Below are 24,868 nucleotides of genomic sequence, written 5' to 3' on the forward strand. Positions count from 1 at the left end.
ATGAATGCCCATCTAAAAGAAATATGGGAAAAAACATTAAACATAATAAAAGGTGAACTTACTGAAGTAAGTTTTAATACTTGGATAAAAAGTATTATCCCTTTATCTATGGACGATAATATCTTACATTTAAGTGTTCCTAATGATTTTACTCGAGGAATACTTAATACTAGATATAAAGACTTGATAATAAATGCATTAAAGCTTATTACATCCAAAAAGTATAATGTTGAATTTTCAATAGCTTCTGAAGAAGTTCAAACTTCGGAGGAACCAAAAACAAAATTAAAAGATAATAGATCACATATAAATGTCAATGATGAAATGTCAACTATGCTAAATCCAAAATATACTTTTGATTCATTTGTAATAGGCAATAGTAACAGGTTTGCTCATGCTGCATCTTTAGCTGTAGCAGAAGCACCAGCTAAAGCTTACAACCCTCTTTTTATTTATGGTGGCGTTGGTCTTGGAAAAACTCATTTAATGCATGCTATAGGTCATTATATATTAGAAAATAATCCAAGTTCCAAAGTTGTTTATGTATCATCAGAAAAATTTACAAATGAACTTATAAATTCAATTAAAGATGATAAGAATGTAGATTTTAGAAACAAATATAGAAATATAGATGTTCTTTTAATAGATGATATTCAATTTATAGCAGGTAAGGAAAGGACTCAAGAAGAATTTTTCCATACATTTAACGCTCTGCATGATGCCACTAAACAAATAATTCTTTCAAGTGACCGACCTCCAAAAGAAATTCCTACACTTGAAGATAGGCTTCGTTCTAGATTTGAATGGGGACTTATTGCAGATATACAAGCTCCTGATTTTGAAACTAGAATGGCTATACTTAAGAAAAAGGCTGATGTAGAAAATCTAAATATACCAAATGAAGTTATGGTATATATAGCTACAAAAATAAAATCCAACATAAGGGAATTAGAAGGAGCTCTTATTCGAATAGTAGCTTTTTCTTCTCTAACTAATAAAGAAATTAGTGTAGATTTAGCTGCTGAAGCTCTAAAGGACATTATATCTAGTAAACAATCTAAGCAAGTTACTATAGATTTGATACAAGATGTGGTTGCTAATTATTATAATCTCAAAGTAGATGATTTTAAATCAGCAAGAAGAACTCGAAATGTTGCTTTTCCTCGACAAATTGCCATGTACTTATCTCGAAAACTTACAGATATGTCTCTACCTAAAATTGGCGAAGAATTTGGTGGAAGAGATCATACTACAGTAATACATGCTTATGAAAAAATATCCGGAAATTTAAAAGTTGATGAAAGTCTTCAAAATGCAGTTAGCGACCTTACTAAGAGAATAAATCAAAAATAAATATAAACAATTGTTTATATTTATTTAATAATATCTTGTGGATAACAAAGAAATATTATTTATGTTCTAATTATGTGGATAAAGTCAAATGTTATGTATTTACTTATCCACAATTATTTTTTCTTAATTTTTCAGTTATACCAACGGTTATATGAGTTATACACATAATCACAGCCCCTACTACTATTACTACTATAAATATATAATTATCTAATCTATAATATATTAAAAATATATTGTGAATAAGGAGGACCTATATTATGAAATTTACATGTGAAAAATCAATATTACAAGAAGGAATATCTACAGTACAAAAAGCTATAACAGGAAAGTCTACTCTTCCTATCTTAAATGGAATACGTATAAAAACCAATGAAAATGAATTGATTTTAACAGGATCAGATATAGATTTAAGTATAGAAAGTAAAATAAAATCAGACATAATTGAAGAAGGAAGTATAGTTATAGATGCAAAAATATTTGGAGAAATAATAAGAAAACTGGATAATGACACTATACATATATCTACTATAGACAATAATTCTATAGAAATTGTATGTAAAAAATCTAGATTTACTCTTATCCACATGAATTCAGAAGATTTTCCTGAACTTCCTAACATAAATGAAAATATGATATTTAGCATACCTCAAAACATATTAAAAAATATGATAAGAGGAACTCTATTTGCTACTGCACAAGATGAAACTAGGCCTATACTTACAGGTATACTATTTGAAATAAAAGATAAAAAGTTAAATTTAGTAGCACTGGACGGATATAGGCTTGCGCTAAAATCTGAAACTTTAGACACGGATAACATAATAAGTGCAGTAATACCAGGAAAAACTCTAAGTGAAGTATCCAAAATATTAGAAGAAAATGATGAAAGTGTGAACATAACATTTACACCAAACCATATTTTATTTAGTGTTGGAGAAACTAAAATTATATCAAGACTTTTAGAAGGTGAATTTATAAAATATAATTCAATAATTCCAGAGGAATACAATTTAAAAATTATTGCCAAAAGAATAGTATTACTTAGCTCTATAGAAAGAGCATCACTTATGGGTAAGGATGGTAATACAAATCTTATAAAGTTTGATATAGAAGATGAGAACATGGTAATAACTTCAAATTCTCAATTGGGAATGGTTAGGGAAGAACTTAATATAATTTTGCAAGGTGAGCCTCTTCAAATTGCATTTAATTCTAAATATCTTATTGATGTTCTAAAAATAATGGAAGAAGATGAGGTAGTAATAGAATTATCAAGTAGTGTGAGTCCTTGTATAATAAAAAACAAGGATACCAATAACTGCACATACCTTGTATTACCTGTTAGATTAGTTAATAATTAAATTTAAAGCGAGGAAATTAATTATGAAGGAAATAGAAATAAATACTGATATTATAAAATTAGATTCTTTTTTAAAATGGTGTGGAGCTGTATCTTTAGGTTCTGAAGCTAAAATTTTTATACAAGATGGTTTAGTTAAAGTAAATAATGAAATTGAAGTAAGAAGAGGAAAGAAGCTTATAAAAGGAGATATTATAGAGTTTGATGGAGAAACTTATAAAATAATATAATTTACATTAAACCATAAATTGATTTATAATTATTATTTGGCAATGTTCTAATGTTAATTGTGCATTAACCATAGTATGGTATAATTATGTTAGGTGTTTTTTGTATGTATATAAAATATTTGCAACTCAGTAATTTTAGAAACTATAAAGAATTAAATATAGAACTAAATAAAAATATAAATGTTTTTATTGGTAATAATGCTCAAGGAAAAACCAATATTTTAGAGAGCATATATTATTGCAGTATTGGAAAATCTCCAAGAACAAATAAGGATAAAGAACTTATAAATTGGAATGGTAAAGAAGCGTACATAAAGTTGTACGTTTCAAAGGATAGAATAGATAAAAAAATAGAAATAAAAATTTTCAAAGAAGGCAAGAAGGGTGTAAATGTAAATTCTATTAAAGTAAATAAGATATCTGACCTTATGGGAGTTTTTAATGTAGTTATGTTTTCACCTGAAGATTTAAAAATAGTTAAAGAATCTCCATCACATAGACGAAAGTTTTTAGATATAGAATTATGCAAATTAAGTAAAAAGTATTATTTCAATTTGGTTCAATACAATAAAGTTTTAAATGAAAGAAATGTAGTTTTAAGGAAATGGGATAAGAAAAATTTAGATATGTTACAAGTGTATGATGAGCAACTTGCTAAATATGGGGCATATATAGTTAAAACTAGGGATCATTATGTAAAAAAACTTACAGAAAAGGGCATAATAATACATAACAATATAACCTCAGGTTCTGAAAATATAGAATTCAACTATATAACAAGTGTAAAAAGTATTGATAACTCAGAAGAAGAAATTCTAAATTTATTAGAAAATAATAGATTAAAAGATTTTGAAAAGAGAATTACATCTTTTGGACCTCATAGAGATGATTTTAGTATAAAAATAAATGGAGTAGATACTAGAAGTTATGGTTCACAAGGACAGCAAAGAACTTCAGTTTTAACTATTAAATTTGCTTCTTTAGAAATAATAAAAGAAACTATTGGTGAATATCCAGTTCTTTTATTAGATGACGTTTTATCTGAACTCGATTCTAATAGACAAAAATATATATTAAATTCTATTAGCGATATACAAACATTTATAACCTGTACTGGAATTGAAGATATAAAAAATAATTTAAAAAAAGATTCCCAATTATTTGTAGTTGAAAAAGGTTTTGTTAATAGAATTTGAAAGGAGATTATTTTATGTTTTTACACTTAGGTGAAAATATAGTGGTTCCAATAAAAGATATAATTGGTATATTTGATGTGGAAAATTCAATGTATAGTTCTGATACTATTCAGTTTTTGAGAATGGCTGAGGAAGATGGCTTTGTTCAAAGGATTACTAAGGATAAACCAAAGTCCTTTATTATAGCTGAAGTTGATAAAAAAAGTAAAATTTATTTATCACCTATTTCTTCATCTACTTTAACTAAAAGATCAGAAACTTTATATTATGAGCCTTAGGATAGGAGGATAGGTATGTCAGAACAAAAAAAACAAGTTTATGATGAAAATCAAATACAGGTATTAGAAGGACTAGAAGCAGTAAGAAAAAGACCAGGAATGTACATTGGAAGTACAAGTGCTAGAGGGCTTCATCATCTAGTTTATGAAATAGTTGATAACAGTATAGATGAGGCTTTAGCTGGTTTTTGCAAAAATATAGAAGTTTTTATACATAAAGACAATTCAATTACTGTTACTGATGATGGTAGAGGAATGCCAGTGGGCATGCATCCAAAGATGAAAAAACCTACTGTAGAGGTTATAATGACAGTTCTACATGCAGGTGGAAAGTTTGGTGGCGGTGGATATAAGGTTTCCGGAGGACTTCATGGTGTAGGAGCTTCTGTTGTAAATGCACTTTCAGAATTATGTGAAGTTGAAGTTAAAAGAGAAGGACATATATGGAAGCAGGCATTTGAAAGAGGTAAAGTTAAAACAGGGCTTGAAATAGTAGGTGATAGTGAAGGACATGGAACTAAGATTCACTTTAAGCCGGATGCTGAAATCTTTGAGGAAATAGATTATGATTATAATACATTAGCTCAAAGGTTAAGAGAATTAGCATTTCTAAATAAAAATATAATAATTAATCTAAGTGATGAAAGAATAGATAAATTAGAAGTTTTCCATTATGAAGGTGGAATAAAATCTTTTGTATCTTATCTAAATAGAAATAAGCAGGTAATTAATAAAGAGCCAATATATGTTGAAGGAAATAAGCAGGATTGTTCTGTTGAAATTTCAATTCAATATAATGATGGTTACACAGAAAATATATTTTCTTTTGCAAACAACATAGATACAGTAGAAGGTGGAACACATTTAGCTGGATTTAAGTCTGCATTAACAAGAGCTTTTAATGATTATGCAAAAAAATTTGGAATTTTAAAAGAAAATGATAAAAATTTATCTGGAGAAGATATAAGAGAAGGCCTTACAGCAGTTATATCAGTAAAACTTATTGATCCTCAATTTGAAGGTCAAACAAAAACAAAACTTGGTAATAGTGAAATTAGGGGAATAGTTGATGGTATAGTTGGTGAAGGAGTAAGTTCTTTTCTTCAAGAAAATCCACAAGTAGCAAAATCTATACTTGACAAGTCATTAATGGCATCACGTGCTAGAGAAGCAGCTAGAAAGGCTAGAGAATTAACTAGACGTAAATCAATACTTGAAAATACATCTTTACCAGGTAAACTTGCAGATTGTTCGTCTAAGGATCCTAAAGAATGTGAAATATATTTAGTTGAGGGTGATTCTGCAGGAGGTTCTGCAAAACAAGGAAGAAACAGAAGATTTCAGGCTATATTACCTCTTCGTGGTAAAATAATGAATGTTGAAAAGCAAAGATTAGATAAAATTTTAGGATATGAAGAAATAAGAGCAATGATAACAGCTTTTGGTGGAGGAATAGGCAAGGACTTTGATGTTGAAAAAATAAGATATGATAGGATAATTATAATGACAGATGCTGATGTAGATGGTGCACATATAAGAACATTGTTACTTACATTTTTCTATAGATACATGAAGGAACTAGTAGATCAAGGACATGTATATATAGCTCAACCACCACTTTACAAGGTTGCTAAAGGTAAAAAAGAACACTATGCTTATAGTGATAAAGAATTAGAAAAATTACTTGAGGATGTGGGCGGAAAAGACAATAATACAAATATCCAAAGGTATAAAGGTCTTGGAGAAATGGATGCCACACAACTTTGGGATACTACTATGAATCCAGACGAAAGAGTCTTACTTCAAGTAACAGTAGAAGATGCTATGGCAGCTGATGAAATTTTTACTATACTTATGGGTGATAAGGTAGAGCCTCGTAGAGAGTTCATACAAGAAAATGCCAAAAAGGTTATAAACCTAGACATATAATAAAGAGGTGTAATTGATGTTTAATGAAGGAAAGATTTTACCAGTAGACATAAGCCATGAAATGAAAAAATGTTATATAGATTATGCTATGAGTGTTATTGTAGGCCGTGCTTTGCCAGATGTACGTGATGGTTTAAAACCTGTACATAGAAGAATTCTTTATTCTATGCACGAATTAGGATTAACACCTGATAAGGGATATAGAAAGTGTGCAAGAATAGTTGGAGATGTTTTAGGTAAGTATCATCCACATGGTGATACAGCCGTTTATGATGCTTTAGTTAGATTAGCCCAAGATTTTTCTATAAGATATACATTAGTAAATGGACATGGAAACTTCGGTTCTGTAGATGGGGATAGCGCAGCAGCTATGAGATACACAGAAGCTAAAATGAATAAAATAACTCTTGAAATGTTAAGAGACATAAATAAAAACACAGTAGATTTTGTTCCAAATTTTGATGGAGAAGAACAAGAACCATCAGTAATACCAGCAAGATTTCCTAACTTACTTGTTAATGGATCTGCAGGTATAGCTGTAGGTATGGCAACTAATATTCCTCCACACAATTTAACAGAAGTTATAAATGGTATATCAATGCTTATAGAGAATCCTGAAGTAACAATAACAGAATTAATGACAGAAATAAAAGGGCCTGATTTTCCTACTGCAGGTATAATACTTGGAAAGTTGGGAATAAGGGATGCATACGAAACAGGAAGAGGAAAAGTTATTGTAAGAGCTAAAACTGACATTGAAGAGGAAAAAGGACGACATAGAATAATTGTAACTGAACTACCTTACCAAGTAAATAAAGCTAGGCTTATAGAAAGTATAGCTGATTTGGTTAAGGATAAAAAAATAGAGGGAATTTCAGACATCAGAGATGAATCAGATAGGGAAGGTATGAGAATTGTAATAGAATTAAAAAGAGATGCCAACCCTAATGTAATTTTAAATCAACTTTTTAAACATACCAAAATGCAGGATACTTTTGGTATTATAATGATTGCACTTGTAAATAATAAACCAGAAGTATTAAACTTGAAACAAATTCTTGTACATTACTTAGAGTTTCAAAAAGAAGTAATAAGAAGAAGAACTAAGTTTGATTTAGATAAAGCTTTAGCTAGAGCACATATCTTAGAAGGATTGAGAATAGCACTTGACCACATAGATGAAGTTATAAATCTTATAAGATCTTCAAAAAATGGTGAAGAAGCTAAAAATGGTCTTATGAATAGTTTTAATCTTTCTGAAAAACAGGCTCAAGCTATATTGGATATGAGACTTCAAAGGCTTACAGGCTTAGAAAGAGAAAAAATAGAAAATGAATATAAAGAATTAGAAAACACTATATCATATTTAAAAGATGTATTAGCAAAAGAAGAATTAGTTTTAAAAATAATAAAAGAAGAGCTTGAAGAAATAAAAAATAAATATGGTGATGACAGAAGGACTGAAATACAAAAAAATGATAATGAGATAAGTATAGAAGATTTAATACAAGAGCAGGAAGTAGTTATAACACTAACACACGCTGGATATATAAAGAGAATAGCGGCGGATACATATTCTGCTCAAAAGAGAGGCGGAAAAGGAATACAAGCAATGACTACAAAGGAAGATGATTTTGTAGAGCATATGTTTGTTACATCAACACACAATAATATATTGTTCTTTACAAATAGAGGTAGGGTTTATAAGTTAAAAGGATATGAATTACCAGATGCAGGTAGAACAGCTAAAGGGGTAAATTTAATAAACTTATTACCTATTGAAACTAATGAAAAAATACAGGCCGTTATAACTTTTAAAGAGTTTGATAAAAATAACTATTTTATAATGGGAACAAGACGAGGATTAATTAAAAAGACTCAGGTTAGTCAATATTCATCTATAAGAAAAAATGGATTAAATGCAATAAACTTAAGAGAAGATGATGAACTTATAGGTGTTAGAATGACTACAGGGGAAAGTCAAGTACTTGTATTTACTAAGAATGGTTATGCTATCAGATTCAATGAGAGAGATGTAAGACCTATGGGAAGAACTGCAACAGGTGTTAAAGCTATAACCTTAAGAAAAGAGGATATAGCAGTTGCTATGGATATAGTATGTGAAGGACAGGATGTTTTGGTCATAAGTGAAAATGGCTTTGGAAAGAGGACTCCTGTATCTGAGTACACTCCTCATAGAAGAGGTGGAAAAGGTATGATAACATATAAAATAACAGAAAAAACAGGAGCTATAGTTGGAGCTAGAGTAGTAAAAGATGAAGATGAAATGATGCTTGTAAATAGCAGTAATGTAGCTATAAGATTAAATGTATCAGGTATATCAACAACTAGTAGAAATGCAATGGGTGTTACTTTAATGAGAACAGATGAAGAACAAAAAGTAGTTGCTATTGCTAAAATTAATTATGATGAAAACGTAGAAAAAATTGATGAAGAAAAAGATGATGAAATATCAGAAAATGAATAAAATATTAAAACAAATGAGAGGTATTAGTACCTCTCATTTGTTTTAAGCTTAAAATTAATGATATTTTTCGTTATATTACTAAGCAAACTAAACCAGGTGTATCCTTATAAGAAAAATCTCAAAAATTCGAGATATAAGCAGAAAATTTATCATATTTAAGTGTAATGAATATAGTTTAACAATAAAAAGAAATTAAATTTGATAAAATAACACATGTCGCTGATAAGTACAGCAACTTAAACTAATTAATGTTTGACAGACTTCAGCTCACATGATATACTATAAAAGTCGTATGATTGTTGAAAAAGAATTTTTAAAAAAGTTCTTGACAAGATTAATCAAACATGATAAGATATAAAAGTCGTCAGGGTACGACAAGATCCTTGAAAATTAAACAGAGTGAAAGTAAGATATAAATCTTATTTTAAATAAGCCAGTATTAGTTAAACTAATAAGTTTAACGTCAATAATTTGAGTACAGATTAAGCTTTTAAATTGAGAGTTTGATCCTGGCTCAGGACGAACGCTGGCGGCGTGCTTAACACATGCAAGTCGAGCGATGAAATCCCTTCGGGGATGGATTAGCGGCGGACGGGTGAGTAACACGTGGGCAACCTGCCTCAAAGTGGGGGATAGCCTTCCGAAAGGGAGATTAATACCGCATAACATTAGTTTTTCACATGAATTACTAATTAAAGGAGTAATCCGCTTTGAGATGGGCCCGCGGCGCATTAGCTAGTTGGTGAGGTAACGGCTCACCAAGGCCACGATGCGTAGCCGACCTGAGAGGGTGATCGGCCACATTGGAACTGAGACACGGTCCAGACTCCTACGGGAGGCAGCAGTGGGGAATATTGCACAATGGGCGAAAGCCTGATGCAGCAACGCCGCGTGAGTGATGAAGGCCTTCGGGTTGTAAAGCTCTGTCTTTGGGGACGATAATGACGGTACCCAAGGAGGAAGCCACGGCTAACTACGTGCCAGCAGCCGCGGTAATACGTAGGTGGCGAGCGTTGTCCGGATTTACTGGGCGTAAAGGATGCGTAGGCGGATGTTTAAGTCAGATGTGAAAATCCCGAGCTTAACTTGGGAACTGCATTTGAAACTGGATATCTAGAGTGCGGGAGAGGAGAATGGAATTCCTAGTGTAGCGGTGAAATGCGTAGAGATTAGGAAGAACACCAGTGGCGAAGGCGATTCTCTGGACCGTAACTGACGCTGAGGCATGAAAGCGTGGGTAGCAAACAGGATTAGATACCCTGGTAGTCCACGCCGTAAACGATGAATACTAGGTGTAGGAGGTATCGACTCCTTCTGTGCCGCAGCTAACGCAATAAGTATTCCGCCTGGGAAGTACGATCGCAAGATTAAAACTCAAAGGAATTGACGGGGGCCCGCACAAGCAGCGGAGCATGTGGTTTAATTCGAAGCAACGCGAAGAACCTTACCTAGACTTGACATCCCCTGAATTACCTGTAATGAGGGAAGCCCTTCGGGGCAGGGAGACAGGTGGTGCATGGTTGTCGTCAGCTCGTGTCGTGAGATGTTAGGTTAAGTCCTGCAACGAGCGCAACCCTTATCATTAGTTGCTACCATTAAGTTGAGCACTCTAGTGAGACTGCCCGGGTTAACCGGGAGGAAGGTGGGGATGACGTCAAATCATCATGCCCCTTATGTCTAGGGCTACACACGTGCTACAATGGTGAGTACAGAAAGATGCAAGACCGTGAGGTGGAGCAAAACTTTTAAAACTCATCTCAGTTCGGATTGTAGGCTGAAACTCGCCTACATGAAGCTGGAGTTGCTAGTAATCGCGAATCAGCATGTCGCGGTGAATACGTTCCCGGGCCTTGTACACACCGCCCGTCACACCATGAGAGCTGGCAACACCCGAAGTCCGTGAGGTAACCGTAAGGAGCCAGCGGCCGAAGGTGGGGTTAGTAATTGGGGTGAAGTCGTAACAAGGTAGCCGTAGGAGAACCTGCGGCTGGATCACCTCCTTTCTAAGGAGTCGACAAAGTAGGTAATTCTACTTTGAAGGTTTATTTAATAGCTCTGTTTAATTTTGAAGAATCTAATTCTTCAAATTGTTCTTTGAAAATTGCACAGTGAATATAACTTTTAAATTAAAAGTAAAGCTAAAGGTAAAACTACTTATTATATAAGTAAAAAAACCTTTGTAGATTTTAACTAAGAAAATTGTTGAAAGACAATTTTCACATGAATGGTCAAGCTACAAAGGGCGCATGGTGAATGCCTTGGCACCAGAAGCCGAAGAAGGACGTGATAAGCTGCGATAAGCTTTGGGTAGGCGCAAATAGCCTGAGATCCAGAGATTTCCGAATGGGGAAACCCACAATGCTAACGCATTGTACTGTAAACTGAATACATAGGTTTATGGAGGTAAACCCGGGGAACTGAAACATCTAAGTACCCGGAGGAAGAGAAAGAAAAATCGATTTTCTAAGTAGCGGCGAGCGAAAGGGAAAGAGCCCAAACCAGGAACTTGTTCCTGGGGTTGCGGATAGATCATAAATACTGTGATTTCTTAATTGAAGAGAGCTGGAAGGCTCCGCCGTAGAAGGTAACAGCCCTGTAAGTGAAAGGAAATAGCAGTCAGATCTACTCCAGAGTACCACGAGACACGTGAAACCTTGTGGGAAGCAGGGAGGACCACCTCCCAAGGCTAAATACTAACTGGTGACCGATAGTGAAGCAGTACCGTGAGGGAAAGGTGAAAAGAACCCCGGAAGGGGAGTGAAATAGAACCTGAAACCGTGTGTCCACAACCGGTCGAAGCACTTTTATGTGCGACGACGTGCTTTTTGTAGAACGAGCCAGCGAGTTACGGTATGTAGCAAGGTTAAGTACTTAAGGTACGGAGCCGAAGGGAAACCGAGTCTGAATAGGGCGAAAAGTTGCATGTCGTAGACCCGAAACCGGGTGACCTATCCATGGCCAGGATGAAGCGGAAGTAAAATTCCGTGGAGGTCCGAACCACGTTGGTGTTGAAAAACCATGGGATGAGCTGTGGATAGCGGAGAAATTCCAATCGAACTCGGAGATAGCTGGTTCTCCTCGAAATAGCTTTAGGGCTAGCGTTGAGATTGAGTAGTGGAGGTAGAGCACTGAATGGGCTAGGGGCTGACAACAGTTACTGAACCCTATCAAACTCCGAATGCCATATACTTGTATCTCAGCAGTCAGACTGCGAATGATAAGATCCGTAGTCAAAAGGGAAACAGCCCAGATCATCAGCTAAGGTCCCAAAGTGTAAGTTAAGTGGAAAAGGATGTGGGATTTCTAAGACAACTAGGATGTTGGCTTAGAAGCAGCCACTCATTTAAAGAGTGCGTAATAGCTCACTAGTCAAGAGATCCTGCGCCGAAGATGTCCGGGGCTAAAACTTACCACCGAAGCTATGGGCTCGAAAGAGCGGTAGAGGAGCTTCCTGTATGGAGTGAAGTCGTACCGAAAGGAGCGGTGGACTGTACAGGAGTGAGTATGCTGGCATAAGTAGCGAGAAATAAGTGAGAATCTTATTGGTCGAAAATCTAAGGTTTCCTGAGGAAGGCTCGTCCGCTCAGGGTTAGTCGGGACCTAAGCCGAGGCCGAAAGGCGTAGGTGATGGACAATCGGTTGATATTCCGATACCACCAACTGACGTTATTACAAATGGGATGACGCAGGAGGATAGGATGTGCACACTATTGGATGTGTGTCTAAGCACTTAGACAGATTAGACAGGCAAATCCGTCTGATTAATGTTGAGGTGTGATGGGGAGTGGCTTTATGCCGCGAAGTATCTGATTCCACGCTGCCAAGAAAAGTCTCTATGGAGGATGTTGGTGCCCGTACCGCAAACCGACACAGGTAGATGAGGAGAGAATCCTAAGACCATCGGAAGAATTGTTGTCAAGGAACTCGGCAAATTGACCCCGTAACTTCGGGAGAAGGGGTGCCTATGAAAGTAGGTCGCAGAGAATAGGCCCAAGCAACTGTTTAGCAAAAACACAGGTCTCTGCTAAAGCGAAAGCTGAAGTATAGGGGCTGACGCCTGCCCGGTGCTGGAAGGTTAAGGGGAATACTTAGCGCAAGCGAAGGTATGAACTTAAGCCCCAGTAAACGGCGGCCGTAACTATAACGGTCCTAAGGTAGCGAAATTCCTTGTCGGGTAAGTTCCGACCCGCACGAATGGCGTAATGACTTGGGCACTGTCTCGACAACAAATCCGGCGAAATTGTAGTGCAAGTGAAGATGCTTGCTACCCGCGATTGGACGGAAAGACCCCGTAGAGCTTTACTGCAGCTTAGCATTGAGTTTCGATATTGTCTGTACAGGATAGGTGGGAGACTGCGAAACAGGGGCGTCAGCTTCTGTGGAGTCATCCTTGGGATACCACCCTGACAGTATTGGGATTCTAACCGGCGGCCATGAAACTGGTCACGGGACATTGTTAGGTGGGCAGTTTGACTGGGGCGGTCGCCTCCAAAAAAGTAACGGAGGCGCCCAAAGGTTCCCTCAGAACGGTTGGAAATCGTTCGAAGAGTGCAAAGGCAGAAGGGAGCCTGACTGCGACACATACAGGTGGAGCAGGGACGAAAGTCGGGCTTAGTGATCCGGTGGTTCCTCGTGGGAGGGCCATCGCTCAACGGATAAAAGCTACCTCGGGGATAACAGGCTGATCTCCCCCAAGAGTCCACATCGACGGGGAGGTTTGGCACCTCGATGTCGGCTCGTCGCATCCTGGGGCTGAAGTAGGTCCCAAGGGTTGGGCTGTTCGCCCATTAAAGCGGCACGCGAGCTGGGTTCAGAACGTCGTGAGACAGTTCGGTCCCTATCCGTCGCGGGCGTAGGAAATTTGAGAGGAGCTGTCCTTAGTACGAGAGGACCGGGATGGACTGACCTCTGGTGTACCAGTTGTTCCGCCAGGAGCATGGCTGGGTAGCTATGTCGGGACGGGATAAACGCTGAAAGCATCTAAGCGTGAAACCCACCTCAAGATTAGATTTCCCATAGCGTAAGCTAGTAAGACCCCTTGAAGAACACAAGGTTGATAGGTCAGAGGTGTAAGCATGGTAACATGTTCAGCTGACTGATACTAATAGGTCGAGGGCTTGACCAAATAAATTCACTGTGCAATTTTGAAAGAACAAAAGCTTTCAAAAACTAAATAAAAATATCTGGTGATAATGACATAAAGGTAACACCCGTTCCCATTCCGAACACGATGGTTAAGCTTTATAGTGCCGATGGTACTGCAGGGGAGGCTCTGTGGAAGAGTAGGTCGTTGCCAGGTTAAGGATCTTTAGCTCAGTTGGTTAGAGCAACCGGCTCATAACCGGTAGGTCCGGGGTTCGAGTCCCTGAAGGTCCACCATATGGGGGTATAGCTCAGTTGGGAGAGCATCTGCCTTGCACGCAGAGGGTCAAGAGTTCGAGTCTCTTTATCTCCACCATAAAATATCTGTAATTTAAATTACAGATATTTTTTTTTATAAATAATTAGTGTACTTTATAACTATATGAATTAAAATATAATTATAAAGAAGGAGTTGTATTTTATGATTTTTTATAGAATAAAGCAATTCTATTGGGCTATAAATTCAAAGTTAAATGATAAAGATATAAAGTTTTTAAAAAGTAATTTAAATTCTCAGGAATTAAATTTATTTTTTAGATTATCTGTAAATGAACAAAAGCACTCTATTAATGTAGCTTATGATGTAGAAAAAATTTGTAAAGTCCAGGATGTAGATTCTAAAGTTATTTTAAAAGCTTCACTATTACATGATATAGGAAAATGTGTCAAAAAATTAACAATAATAGATAAAGGTCTTATTGTTATAGGAGATAAAATATCTAAAGGACGTTTGAGAAAGTTTTGTAACTTAAAAAAAATATATGTTTACTATAATCATGGAATAATAGGTTATGAAATATTAAAAAAATATAATTATAATGATAGAATATTATATTTAATTAAAAATCATCATAACAATGAAGTAAAAGAAGATAGTGAATTAAATATATTGAAAATGTGTGATAGCAGAAATTAATAATGAACATTTTACTTAATAAAAATTAATGGTAAAATATAGTTATAAATTTGGTTGTTGCTATTAATTTAATCATTATATTTATTGGAGGTAGAAATGAATTCAAAAGAAAGAAGAACATATATAGAAGAAATACTAAAAAAAAGTAATAATCCTGAAAAAGGGCATGAATTGGCCGAACAATTGGGAGTAACAAGACAAATAATAGTAAAAGATATAGCTATATTGAGAGCAGAGGGGAAAAAAATTATAGCTACACCTGAAGGATATTTAATGCCTAAAGAACAAAAAAGTATAGTAAAAAGGGTTATGGCTTTTTCACATAAAACTGAAAATATAGAAGACGAACTTAAAATTATAATTAAATTTGGTGGAATAATAGAAGATGTTATCGTAGAGCATCCTTTATATGGAGAGATAAGGGGAATGCTTATGATAAAAACGTTTTATGATGTAGAGAATTTTATAAAGAAGATAAATAAATATAAGGCAGAACCCCTCCTAATTTTAACAGGAGGTGTCCATTTACATACTGTAGTAGCAGAGAATGAAGAAATAATAGAGAATATGATTAAAGAACTAAAAGAAAATGGATATTTAATATCAGATTAAAAATTTGTTAAGAATGGAGATAGGTTATGGAAAAAGTAGCATTATTAAAATGTGAAACTTATGATGTAGACATTATAGAAAAAAAATTAAGAGAAGGTTTTGGTTTATTGGGTGGTGACAGTTTTTTAAGAGAACTTATACCTTATAATAGTAAAGTTTTATTAAAGCCTAATATGTTATCTATAGAGCAAGCAGGTTCACCTGTAATTACAAATGTCAATGTATTTGAAGCTGTAATAAGGATTGTAAAAGATTATTCATCTAATATATCCTTTGGTGATTCACCTGGATTTGGAGATTCTAATAAAGCAGCTGAAAGATCAGGACTTTTAGAAGTGGCCCAAAAATATAATGTAAAGTTTGAAGATTTTAAAGAATCTGTACATGCAAAATTAGATAAATCTATACTATGTAAGTCATGGACCATAGCTAAGGCTCCTTATGAATCTGATGTACTCATAACTTTACCAAAATTAAAGACTCATGCAATGGCTTATTATACTGGAGCTGTAAAAAATCAATTTGGATGTATACCAGGTACTTTAAAAGCTACATGGCATACTAGAATGCCAAATGCCAATAATTTTTGTAAAATGCTTTTAGATTTGAATACATTAGTTAATACAAGCTTTGCCATATTAGATGGTATTATTGCCATGGAAGGAAATGGGCCCAAAAGTGGAAAACCTAAAAAGATGAACACACTAATTATGGGTAAAAGTTTAACTGCAGTTGATTCTATTGCAACAAAGTTGATAGGATATGATAATCCATTGGATATACCAGTGTTAAAAGAAGCATATGATAACAATTGGGGAGAGGTTTTTGAAAAAAATATACAGGTTTTAGGTGAAAAAGTTAATGATATGGTAGTAAAAGATTTTGAACTTTGCAGGGAAGGAGGAAATTTTTATTTTATAAGTCCGAAGGTTACTAATTTTTTAAGAGATCTAATTGCACCAGATCCTGTTGTTATAAAAGAAAAGTGTATTGGATGTGCTAGGTGTTTACAAGTATGCCCAGAAAATCCAAAAGTAATAAAAATAATTGAAAAAGAAGGAAAAAAGTATCCTGTGTGGAATATGAAACAGTGTATAAGATGTTTTTGTTGCCAAGAATTATGTCCTTGTGGTGCAATAGAAACTAAATATTCAACTCTTGGAAAAATATTAAGGATGAATAAGAGGTGATTAAAAGTGAAAAGAAAACTGATTTTTATTACAACTATATTTATAATATTTTTAGGTCTTTTTTCTGTAGGAAAGATTATAAATTTTATAGTAAATATAGAATGGTTTAAGGAAGTAGGATATTTATCTATTTATTTTACTAAAATAGTAGCAGTTTTTAAACTTATGATACCTATGTTTTTAATTAGTTTTATAGGTATATGGATATATTATAAAAGTTTAAGACTTAGCATTATTAAATTTAAGAAGGTTGTAGAAGTAAATGCTAGAAAAACCATTATTGAAAGAAAAGTATTTTTTATAATTAACACAATAATATCTTTTATAATATCTTATGTATTTTCTTCAACTTATTGGTACAGGATATTACAATTTACTAACTCAGTAAAATTCAATGTAAAGGATCCTATTTTTAATTTAGATGTATCTTTTTATATATTTAAACTTCCTTTAGTAGAATCTATTTATGCGGAAGTAGTGACTTTACTGATACTTTTGGTAATTGTTACTTTAGTAACTTATTTTATGTTAAGTGCTAAGGATAGAATTTATTCAAGGAAAAACTTTAGAAACAAGTTTAGTAATGTAAGCATTTTTAATAATGGACTTACTAGATTTGCAGGTAAACAATTAGCAATTGTTTCTTTCCTTATAATGATATGTGTTTCTTTAGGGTACATATTGAAAGCTATTAATTTAGTATATAGTAGTAGAGGTGTTGCATTTGGTGCCAGCTATACAGATACTCATATAACGTTGTTATTTTATAAGGTTATTGTAGTAGTAGCACTTATTGCAGCTATAATTATTTTTTGGAGTGTGATTACTTCAAAGGCAAAACCTATAATAATGTCTATTGCTGCAATAGTTGGTTTAGTTGTAATAGAAGGATTTGTATCTAATGGAGTACAGAACTTTATTGTTAAATCAAATGAAAAAACTTTGGAACAACCTTATATAAAGTATGATATAGATTATACAAGAAAAGCTTTTAATATCAATGATATTGATGCAAAACCTTTTGAAGTAAAAGAGAACTTAACCCAAGAAAATATAAAAGATAATAAAGAGACTATAGATAATATAAGAATAAATTCTGTTAAACCTGCATTAGAATTTTATAATCAAGTTCAAAATATAAGATATTATTATGGATTTAAAGACATAAATGTAGATAGGTATAATATCAATGGTAAGATTAATCAGGTATTTATAGCAGCAAGGGAAGTTAATAGTAAATCCTTAGAACCTAATACATGGCAAAATTCTCATTTAGTATATACACATGGATATGGAGTGGTAATGAGCAAAGTAAATACAGTAACATCAGAAGGACAGCCTGATTTTCTAATAAAGAATATACCTCCTGAAAATAGTACTAATATCAAACTTCAAAATCCAAGAATATATTTTGGAGAAAAAACAGATGATTATGCTATAGTAGATACTAAGATAAGTGAATTTGATTATCCTAAAGGTGGAAGTAACCAAACTAATAATTATAATGGTCCTGCAGGTATAAAAATGACATTGTTAAATAAGATATTTTTTGCAGCTAATCAAAAAGATTTCAACTTTATTTTGTCTAGGGACATAACAAGTGAAAGTAAAATCCTCATAAATAGAGATATAACTGACAGAGCAAAAAAAATAGCACCATTTTTAAAGTATGATTCAGACCCTTATATTACTATAAGTAATGGGAAACTTTATTGGATTCTGGATGCGTATACTACTTCTGATAGATATCCTTTTTCCCAACCACAAGATAATATTAATTATATAAGGAATTCTGTTAAAGTAGTAATAGATGCATCAGATGGAACTACGAATTTTTATATGATGGACAAGAATGATCCTATTATTTTAAGCTATGCTAAGATATTTCCTGGGCTATTTAAAGATTTAGGAACCTTATCTGATGATATAAAGCAGCATTTTAGATATCCACAAGATTTATTTAAAATTCAATGTAGTGTTTTAGGAAAATATCATATGACTGATCCAGGCGTTTTTTATAATGGAGAAGATTTATGGGAAGTAGCAAAGAATCAAAAACAAATAGATGGAGAAAAAGATACAATGGAGTCACCATATGTAGTTATGAAGCTTCCAAATGAGAAAAGTGAAGAGATGATTCTTTTACAATATTTTAATATGAAAAACAAAGATAACATGGTAGCCTTGTTTGGAGCAAGAATGGATAATGATAATTACGGTAAAATGGTATTGTACAAGTTTCCTCCTCAAAAAACTATATACAGTCCATATTTGTTTAAACAAAAGATAAATCAGGATACTACAATATCTCAAGAATTAGCTTTATGGAATAAGAATGGATCTCAAGTACAATTTGGAGATACAATGATAGTTCCAATAAATAATTCATTGTTATATATAGAACCTATGTATTTAAGAGCTAGTGGTAAAAATAGTATACCAGAAATGAAAAGAGTTATAGTTTCTTATGGTGATAAAATAGTGCTATCAGAAAATGTAGAAGCTGCTCTTCAACAAGTATTTAATTATAAGAATGAAAATAAAAATGATGAATCAAGTGATAATAAAGCTCCTGAAGATACTACTAAAAAAGTCCAAAATTTAAAGACAGCTAAAGAATTATATGATAAAGCCATGGAAGCACAAAAAAGTGGAGATTGGGCTAAATATGGTGAATATATAAAGCAACTTGGAGAAACAATAAATCAATTAGGAAAGTAACCAAAAACAAGAAAATTATTAGAGAAAAAATAATGTGATGTCATGAAATTGCAGTGATGTTTTATATTAAAATTTGGAAATACAGGTTTAAATTATAGATTATGTGCAAATAATACAAATAAAGTATCTAATTGGAGGTATTTGCATTGAAAAAAACTATAATTTTAAGTTTTATACTTACCTGTATTTTTATTTTTGCTCCAGCATTTATGGTACAGTTTGATGATAATTCACAAGGTAAGGTAAATACAGAAACTTTAAATAAAAATAATGATAAAAGTAATTCAGATAAAAAAACTATAAACAATAGCAGCGATAAGAATAATTTAGATAAAAAAACAGTTACAGAGGATGTAGCTATATTTTCTTCAAATACATGTTTTAAGAAAACTTATTATATAGCAGCTAATAAGGTAGATGTTTACACTGATAATTCAGGAAAGGGTAAGGTGCTATTTCAATTAGCTAAAAATGATGTAGTAGTAGCTTATAAAAGTGAAAATGGTTATATTTATTGTGAAGAAAATAAGTGTGGAAAAAGAGGATGGATAAAAAATAATAAGGATAACTTAAAAGGAATAGTATATAAAAAAACAGATTATATATTAGATGTTGATCTAATCAAGCAAAATATAAATGTTATAAAAAACGATAATACAATAAGAACTATTTCATGTTCTACAGGAATTATGGGGAATCAGGATACTGAAACACCTTTAGGGATATTTTATGTTCAAAACAAAGGAGAATATTTTTACAGTAATAAATACAAAGAAGGAGCAAGATATTATATTAAATTTTTTTCAAATTATCTAATACATTCTATACCAGTTGATGAAAAAGGTAATATAATAGAAGATGAAAGGAAAAAGATAGGTTTTCCATGTTCTCATGGATGTATAAGAATATCTGTAAAAGATGCTGAATGGATATATAAAAATATTCCTGAGAATTCAGCAGTAATTATACATTACTAGAATTACTGTAAATCTTTGAAAGGAAGGTTAACTATGGATTATGACGTATTGATATTAGGCGGAGGTATAGTAGGCTGTGCTGCTGCATATGAGCTTTCAAAGTATAATTTAAATATAGCCCTTATTGAGAAAGATTATGATATAGCAGATGATGTCGCCCTTATTAATTGTTCTGTAGTATATGATGGATGTGAAGCTGAAGATACTTTGATATCAAAATTACAAGTTATGGGTAATGATATTGTTGGAAAAATCTCGGATAAATTTAATGTTAATTTTGAAAAATGTGGATATTTAATTGTTGCTGAGGATGAAAAGGGCGAAGAAAAACTTAACAATATGTATAACACATCAATAAAAAGAGGAATAAAAGAAATATATTTATTAGATAAAGAGCAGGTATATGAAATGGAGCCAAATTTAAATATAGATGTAAGAAAGGCTCTTTATTCTAAAAATACAGGAGTAATTTCTCCTTATGATCTTGCAATAGCTTATGGAGAAATTGCATTTGATAATGGAGTAAACTTTAAATTACAAGAAGAGGTTTTGGACATACAAAAAATATCCAAAGGATTTAGTGTAATTACAAATAAAAATAAATTTACGTGCACTACAGTACTAAATACTACTCCAGGAGAAAACTATAGTGTAGATAGTTCTAATAAAGTAAATAAAAATAGAAGTAATTTAAAATATTTTTTATTGGAAAAAGAATTTAAGGCAAATTTTAAAAATATATTATCCACTTTAAATGAGAGTGAAAATAAATTATATACAATTCCTACAGTTGATGGAGGATATGTAGTAGCAATAAAAACAGATGAAAATATAACCTATGAAGAAAGTATAAAAAAGATATCTAATTTTATGGGTAATATAGATGAAGAATGTATTGGTGCTTTTTATGAGTCATTATTTTTTAATGATAGTTTAATAATAGATGATAGCCTAATTGATAAAGGATATGTCAAGGTCACAGGAAAAAATTATAGTCAGGTTACAATAACACCTGCTATTGCTAAAATCGTTTGTGAGACTATAGTAAGTAATTTAAATTGTGTTTTAAAAAAGGACTTTGTAGATAAAAGAAGAGATTTTTATAGATTTAGATATTTATCAAATAATGAGAGAAAAGAAATTATAAAGTTAAATAAAAAGTATGGTAAAATAATATGTAACTGCCAAAAGGTAAGTGAGGGAGAAATAATAGATTCCATTAGAAGGCCTTTAGGAGCACGTACAATAGAAGGCATAAAGAGAAGAACAGGAGTAACATTTGGAAGCTGTATGGGAGCTCAATGTTTAAATAAAATATCATCAATATTAGCGAGAGAAACTGATAAGAAAATTACCGATATAGTTAAAGATTCTAAAAACTCAAAAATTATGATAAGTAGAATTAAAGAGTTTGATGATATATAATAATTTGGAGGAAGCTTAAATTGATAAAAGAGATTATTTGTGATAAATGCAATAAAAAATGCATATTAGGAATAGATAAATATGATGATTCAATAGAAGTTTCAGGTAATTTGTGTAATATAGGTGAAGAATATGCAAATTTTAAAATTAATAATAATAAAGATATTTTTACTACTTTAGTAAGGATAAAGGGTGCAGATGGTAATGTAATTTCAGTAAAAAGTACAAAGCCATTAGACAAGAAGTTATGGGTAGAATGTTCTAAAGCATTAAGTAGACTTTATGTAGGTGCACCAATGAGACAAGGAGATATAGTTTGTAAAAATATCTTAAATACTGGGGTGGACATAGTTTCTACTAAAACTATGGTTAGAATTAATAAGTAAAATGAAAAGTTTTAGTTAATTATGGTACAGAGCCTTTCATCCTCTTTTTGGGAATGAGAGGCTTTTTGGTTAAAACTTCAAGGGGGAAAAATTTATGTTAGATTTAAAAAGGATAAGAAAAAATAAGGAAGAAATTAAAAAAGCATTAAAAAATAGAGGGGAACATTTTGAAGAAAAAATCATAGATGAAGTATTAGATTTAGATGAAAAAAGAAGAAAGATACTAATTGAAGTTGAAGTATTAAAAAATAAAAAAAATCAAGATTCAATTCAAATAGGAAAATTAAAAAAGGAAGGTAAAAACTCAGATTTTATTATTAGTGAAATAAATAGTTTGACAAATAAAATAAAGCAATTTGATATTGAACTTTTAGAAGTAGATAGTAAAATTCAATACATAATGCTTAGGATACCTAATATACCTCATATATCAGTTCCAGAAGGGGAAACAGATTCAGATAACGTAGAAATAAGAAGATGGTCGAAACCTACTAAGTTTGAATTTACTCCAAAAGCTCATTGGGATATAGGAGCAGATCTTAATATACTTGATTTTGAAAGAGGAGGAAAGGTTGCAGGATCAAGGTTTACATTTTATAGAGGATTAGGAGCTAGACTTGAAAGAGCAGTTATAACATATTTTTTAGATGTGCATACGGAACAACATGGTTATGAAGAATTGTTTCCACCATATATGGTGAATAGCAGTAGTATGGTAGGAACAGGTCAGCTTCCTAAGTTCGAAGAAGATACATTTAGAATTTCAAATAGTGATTTCTTTTTAGTACCTACAGCGGAAGTTCCAGTAACTAATTTTTATAGGGGTGAAGTTCTAAAAGGTGAAGATTTACCCATAAAACATGTTGCATATAGTGCATGTTTTAGATCAGAATCAAGTTCAGCTGGAAGAGATACAAGAGGTTTAGTAAGACAGCGCCAATTTAATAAAGTTGAGCTTGTTAAGTTTACAAAACCTGAACAATCTTATGATGAACTTGAAAAGTTAACTAATGATGCAGAAGAAATATTACAAGGATTATGTCTTCCTTATAGGGTAGTTAAGATATGTAAAGGAGATTTAGGATTTACAGCAGCTTTAAAGTACGATATAGAAGTATGGATGCCAAGTTACAATAAATTTGTAGAAATATCAAGCTGTAGTAATTTTGAGGATTTTCAAGCAAGGCGTGCTAATATAAAATATAAGGAAACTTCAAAGGATAAGCCACAGTATGTTCATACATTAAATGGATCAGGATTGGCTGCAGGAAGGACAGTGGCTGCAATACTTGAGAATTATCAACAAGCAGATGGAAGTGTAATAATCCCAGAAGTATTAAGACAATATATGGGAAGTAAAGAGAAAATAAAATAATATAAAAAAAGTGTTGACATGTATATGTTATGTTGATATAATAATACATGTCAACAGACGTGGAAAGATGGTCGAGTTGGTTTAAGGCACCGGTCTTGAAAACCGGCGTACGGGTGACCGTACCTAGGGTTCGAATCCCTATCTTTCCGCCATATTATAATAATTTATAAATGTAGGGCATGGAGAAATACTCAAGTGGCCGAAGAGGCGCCCCTGCTAAGGGCGTAGGTCGGGTAACCGGCGCGAGGGTTCAAATCCCTCTTTCTCCGCCATAGAGCACCTAATATTAGGTGCTTTTGCTTTGTAAATTAAACAATATAAAATTGATTTTTTTTTATATTTGTGTTAATATAATTATGTTAAATATGCGTTAGTAGCTCAGTTGGATAGAGTAGCTGGCTACGAACCAGTTGGTCGGGGGTTCGAATCCTCTCTGACGCACCATTATTAAGACTTTTCAAGTTATTGGAAAGTCTTTTTTATATACATTAATGTAATTTAATACAAATTCTAAAGTATATAAGATAATTAAATTATTTTTAAGAAAAGTTAAGAATAGGGGAGTATGTATGAAGAATTTTTATCGTGGATTGATGTATTGTATTGGACTTATAATACTTGCATTGGGAATTATATTAAATACAAAAACAGGCTTGGGAGTATCGCCAATTATCTCAATACCTTATTCCATATCAAAGATTTGGAAAATAAATTTAGGAAATGCTACACTATGTATTTATATACTATGTGTAGCTGGACAAGCATTGCTTCGTGGAAAGAAATTTCGTATATTTGATTTACTACAAGTTCCTATGAGTATTGCATTCAGTTGGATTATCAACATTTTCAATAATATGATAAATATAAATTGTGACAGTTTAATAAAGAATATGATTTTACTTTTGGTAGCAATTACACTTACTGGAGTTGGAGCAGCACTTTCAATTGAAATGAGGATTGTGCCTAATGCTGCCGATGGACTTACACAAGCACTAGGGGAGAGGATAGGAAAAGGACTTGGATTTGCAAAGAATATTATAGATATATCTAGTGTTCTTATTACTGTAATTATTGCAATGATATTTACGGGAAATGTTATTGGAATTGGTATAGGAACTTTAGTGGCAGTACTTGGCGTAGGACGTGTTATTGCATTGGTTAATCTTCTTTTTAAAAATCAGATGCTTGCACTTGTAAATTAAAATGTAACATAATAACTGTAATGTGATTTCATTACTAAATATAGAATGGAATAAAGTATATTAATATGAGCTACTAATTGCTTAT

16 protein-coding genes, 5 tRNA genes and 3 rRNA genes are annotated in these 24,868 nt (G+C 32.5%); all 24 read left to right on the forward strand.

Annotated features, from left to right (window positions below):
• Nucleotides 1-1,353 (forward strand): chromosomal replication initiator protein DnaA, encoded by a 1,353-nt coding sequence (gene dnaA / locus Q6H37_RS00005; RefSeq protein WP_318738614.1) that lies wholly within the window; start codon nt 1-3, stop codon nt 1,351-1,353.
• Between the two features lie 260 nt (nt 1,354-1,613).
• Entirely contained in the window at nt 1,614-2,717 is a 1,104-nt protein-coding gene (gene dnaN, locus Q6H37_RS00010) for a DNA polymerase III subunit beta (RefSeq protein WP_318738615.1), read from the forward strand.
• 22 nt (nt 2,718-2,739) lie between these two features.
• Nucleotides 2,740-2,946: a S4 domain-containing protein YaaA gene (yaaA, locus tag Q6H37_RS00015; RefSeq protein ID WP_318738616.1), complete on the forward strand. Its 207-nt coding sequence runs from the start codon at nt 2,740-2,742 to the stop codon at nt 2,944-2,946.
• Nucleotides 2,947-3,050: 104 nt separating this feature from the next.
• Nucleotides 3,051-4,142, forward strand: coding sequence for a DNA replication/repair protein RecF (recF, locus tag Q6H37_RS00020; RefSeq protein ID WP_318738617.1), 1,092 nt, complete (start codon nt 3,051-3,053; stop codon nt 4,140-4,142).
• A 14-nt stretch (nt 4,143-4,156) separates the two neighbouring features.
• The gene (remB, locus tag Q6H37_RS00025; RefSeq protein ID WP_007063331.1) at nt 4,157-4,420 is read left to right on the forward strand and encodes an extracellular matrix regulator RemB; all 264 of its coding nucleotides are present in this window, start codon (nt 4,157-4,159) and stop codon (nt 4,418-4,420) included.
• A 15-nt stretch (nt 4,421-4,435) separates the two neighbouring features.
• Nucleotides 4,436-6,349: a DNA topoisomerase (ATP-hydrolyzing) subunit B gene (gyrB, locus tag Q6H37_RS00030; protein WP_318738618.1), complete on the forward strand. Its 1,914-nt coding sequence runs from the start codon at nt 4,436-4,438 to the stop codon at nt 6,347-6,349.
• Between the two features lie 16 nt (nt 6,350-6,365).
• Nucleotides 6,366-8,837, forward strand: coding sequence for a DNA gyrase subunit A (gene gyrA / locus Q6H37_RS00035; protein ID WP_318738619.1), 2,472 nt, complete (start codon nt 6,366-6,368; stop codon nt 8,835-8,837).
• A 491-nt stretch (nt 8,838-9,328) separates the two neighbouring features.
• Nucleotides 9,329-10,840 (forward strand): 16S ribosomal RNA (locus Q6H37_RS00040).
• A gap of 223 nt (nt 10,841-11,063) precedes the next feature.
• Nucleotides 11,064-13,962 (forward strand): 23S ribosomal RNA (locus Q6H37_RS00045).
• A 57-nt stretch (nt 13,963-14,019) separates the two neighbouring features.
• A 5S ribosomal RNA gene (gene rrf / locus Q6H37_RS00050) occupies nt 14,020-14,136 on the forward strand.
• The 16S, 23S and 5S rRNA genes sit together here with 2 tRNA genes alongside, the layout of an rRNA operon.
• Nucleotides 14,137-14,139: 3 nt before the next feature.
• Nucleotides 14,140-14,216, forward strand: a tRNA-Ile gene (locus Q6H37_RS00055).
• A gap of 3 nt (nt 14,217-14,219) precedes the next feature.
• A tRNA-Ala gene (locus Q6H37_RS00060) sits at nt 14,220-14,295 on the forward strand.
• A 105-nt stretch (nt 14,296-14,400) separates the two neighbouring features.
• Entirely contained in the window at nt 14,401-14,895 is a 495-nt protein-coding gene (locus tag Q6H37_RS00065; protein ID WP_007064210.1) for an HDIG domain-containing metalloprotein, read from the forward strand.
• A gap of 96 nt (nt 14,896-14,991) precedes the next feature.
• Nucleotides 14,992-15,507, forward strand: a complete 516-nt coding sequence (locus Q6H37_RS00070) for a transcription repressor NadR (protein WP_318738620.1) — start codon at nt 14,992-14,994, stop codon at nt 15,505-15,507.
• Nucleotides 15,508-15,533: 26 nt separating this feature from the next.
• Nucleotides 15,534-16,697: a DUF362 domain-containing protein gene (locus tag Q6H37_RS00075; protein ID WP_318738621.1), complete on the forward strand. Its 1,164-nt coding sequence runs from the start codon at nt 15,534-15,536 to the stop codon at nt 16,695-16,697.
• A gap of 6 nt (nt 16,698-16,703) precedes the next feature.
• A complete protein-coding gene (locus Q6H37_RS00080; protein WP_318738622.1) occupies nt 16,704-19,418 on the forward strand; it encodes a UPF0182 family protein in 2,715 nt (904 codons plus the stop codon).
• A 146-nt stretch (nt 19,419-19,564) separates the two neighbouring features.
• Nucleotides 19,565-20,395: a L,D-transpeptidase gene (locus Q6H37_RS00085; RefSeq protein WP_318738623.1), complete on the forward strand. Its 831-nt coding sequence runs from the start codon at nt 19,565-19,567 to the stop codon at nt 20,393-20,395.
• A 33-nt stretch (nt 20,396-20,428) separates the two neighbouring features.
• Nucleotides 20,429-21,820: an NAD(P)/FAD-dependent oxidoreductase gene (locus tag Q6H37_RS00090; protein ID WP_318738624.1), complete on the forward strand. Its 1,392-nt coding sequence runs from the start codon at nt 20,429-20,431 to the stop codon at nt 21,818-21,820.
• A 20-nt stretch (nt 21,821-21,840) separates the two neighbouring features.
• Nucleotides 21,841-22,206, forward strand: coding sequence for a DUF1667 domain-containing protein (locus Q6H37_RS00095; protein ID WP_318738625.1), 366 nt, complete (start codon nt 21,841-21,843; stop codon nt 22,204-22,206).
• Between the two features lie 94 nt (nt 22,207-22,300).
• On the forward strand, nt 22,301-23,581 hold the full coding sequence (serS, locus tag Q6H37_RS00100) for a serine--tRNA ligase (protein WP_318738626.1): 1,281 nt from the start codon (nt 22,301-22,303) through the stop codon (nt 23,579-23,581).
• A 61-nt stretch (nt 23,582-23,642) separates the two neighbouring features.
• Nucleotides 23,643-23,733, forward strand: a tRNA-Ser gene (locus Q6H37_RS00105).
• Between the two features lie 29 nt (nt 23,734-23,762).
• A tRNA-Ser gene (locus tag Q6H37_RS00110) sits at nt 23,763-23,853 on the forward strand.
• A 95-nt stretch (nt 23,854-23,948) separates the two neighbouring features.
• A tRNA-Arg gene (locus Q6H37_RS00115) sits at nt 23,949-24,025 on the forward strand.
• Between the two features lie 125 nt (nt 24,026-24,150).
• The gene (locus Q6H37_RS00120; protein WP_318738627.1) at nt 24,151-24,783 is read left to right on the forward strand and encodes a DUF6198 family protein; all 633 of its coding nucleotides are present in this window, start codon (nt 24,151-24,153) and stop codon (nt 24,781-24,783) included.
• Nucleotides 24,784-24,868: the final 85 nt, after the last annotated feature.

Source organism: Clostridium sp. JS66, from assembly GCF_033561535.1.
Taxonomy (GTDB): Bacteria; Bacillota; Clostridia; order Clostridiales; family Clostridiaceae; genus Clostridium_AM; species Clostridium_AM carboxidivorans.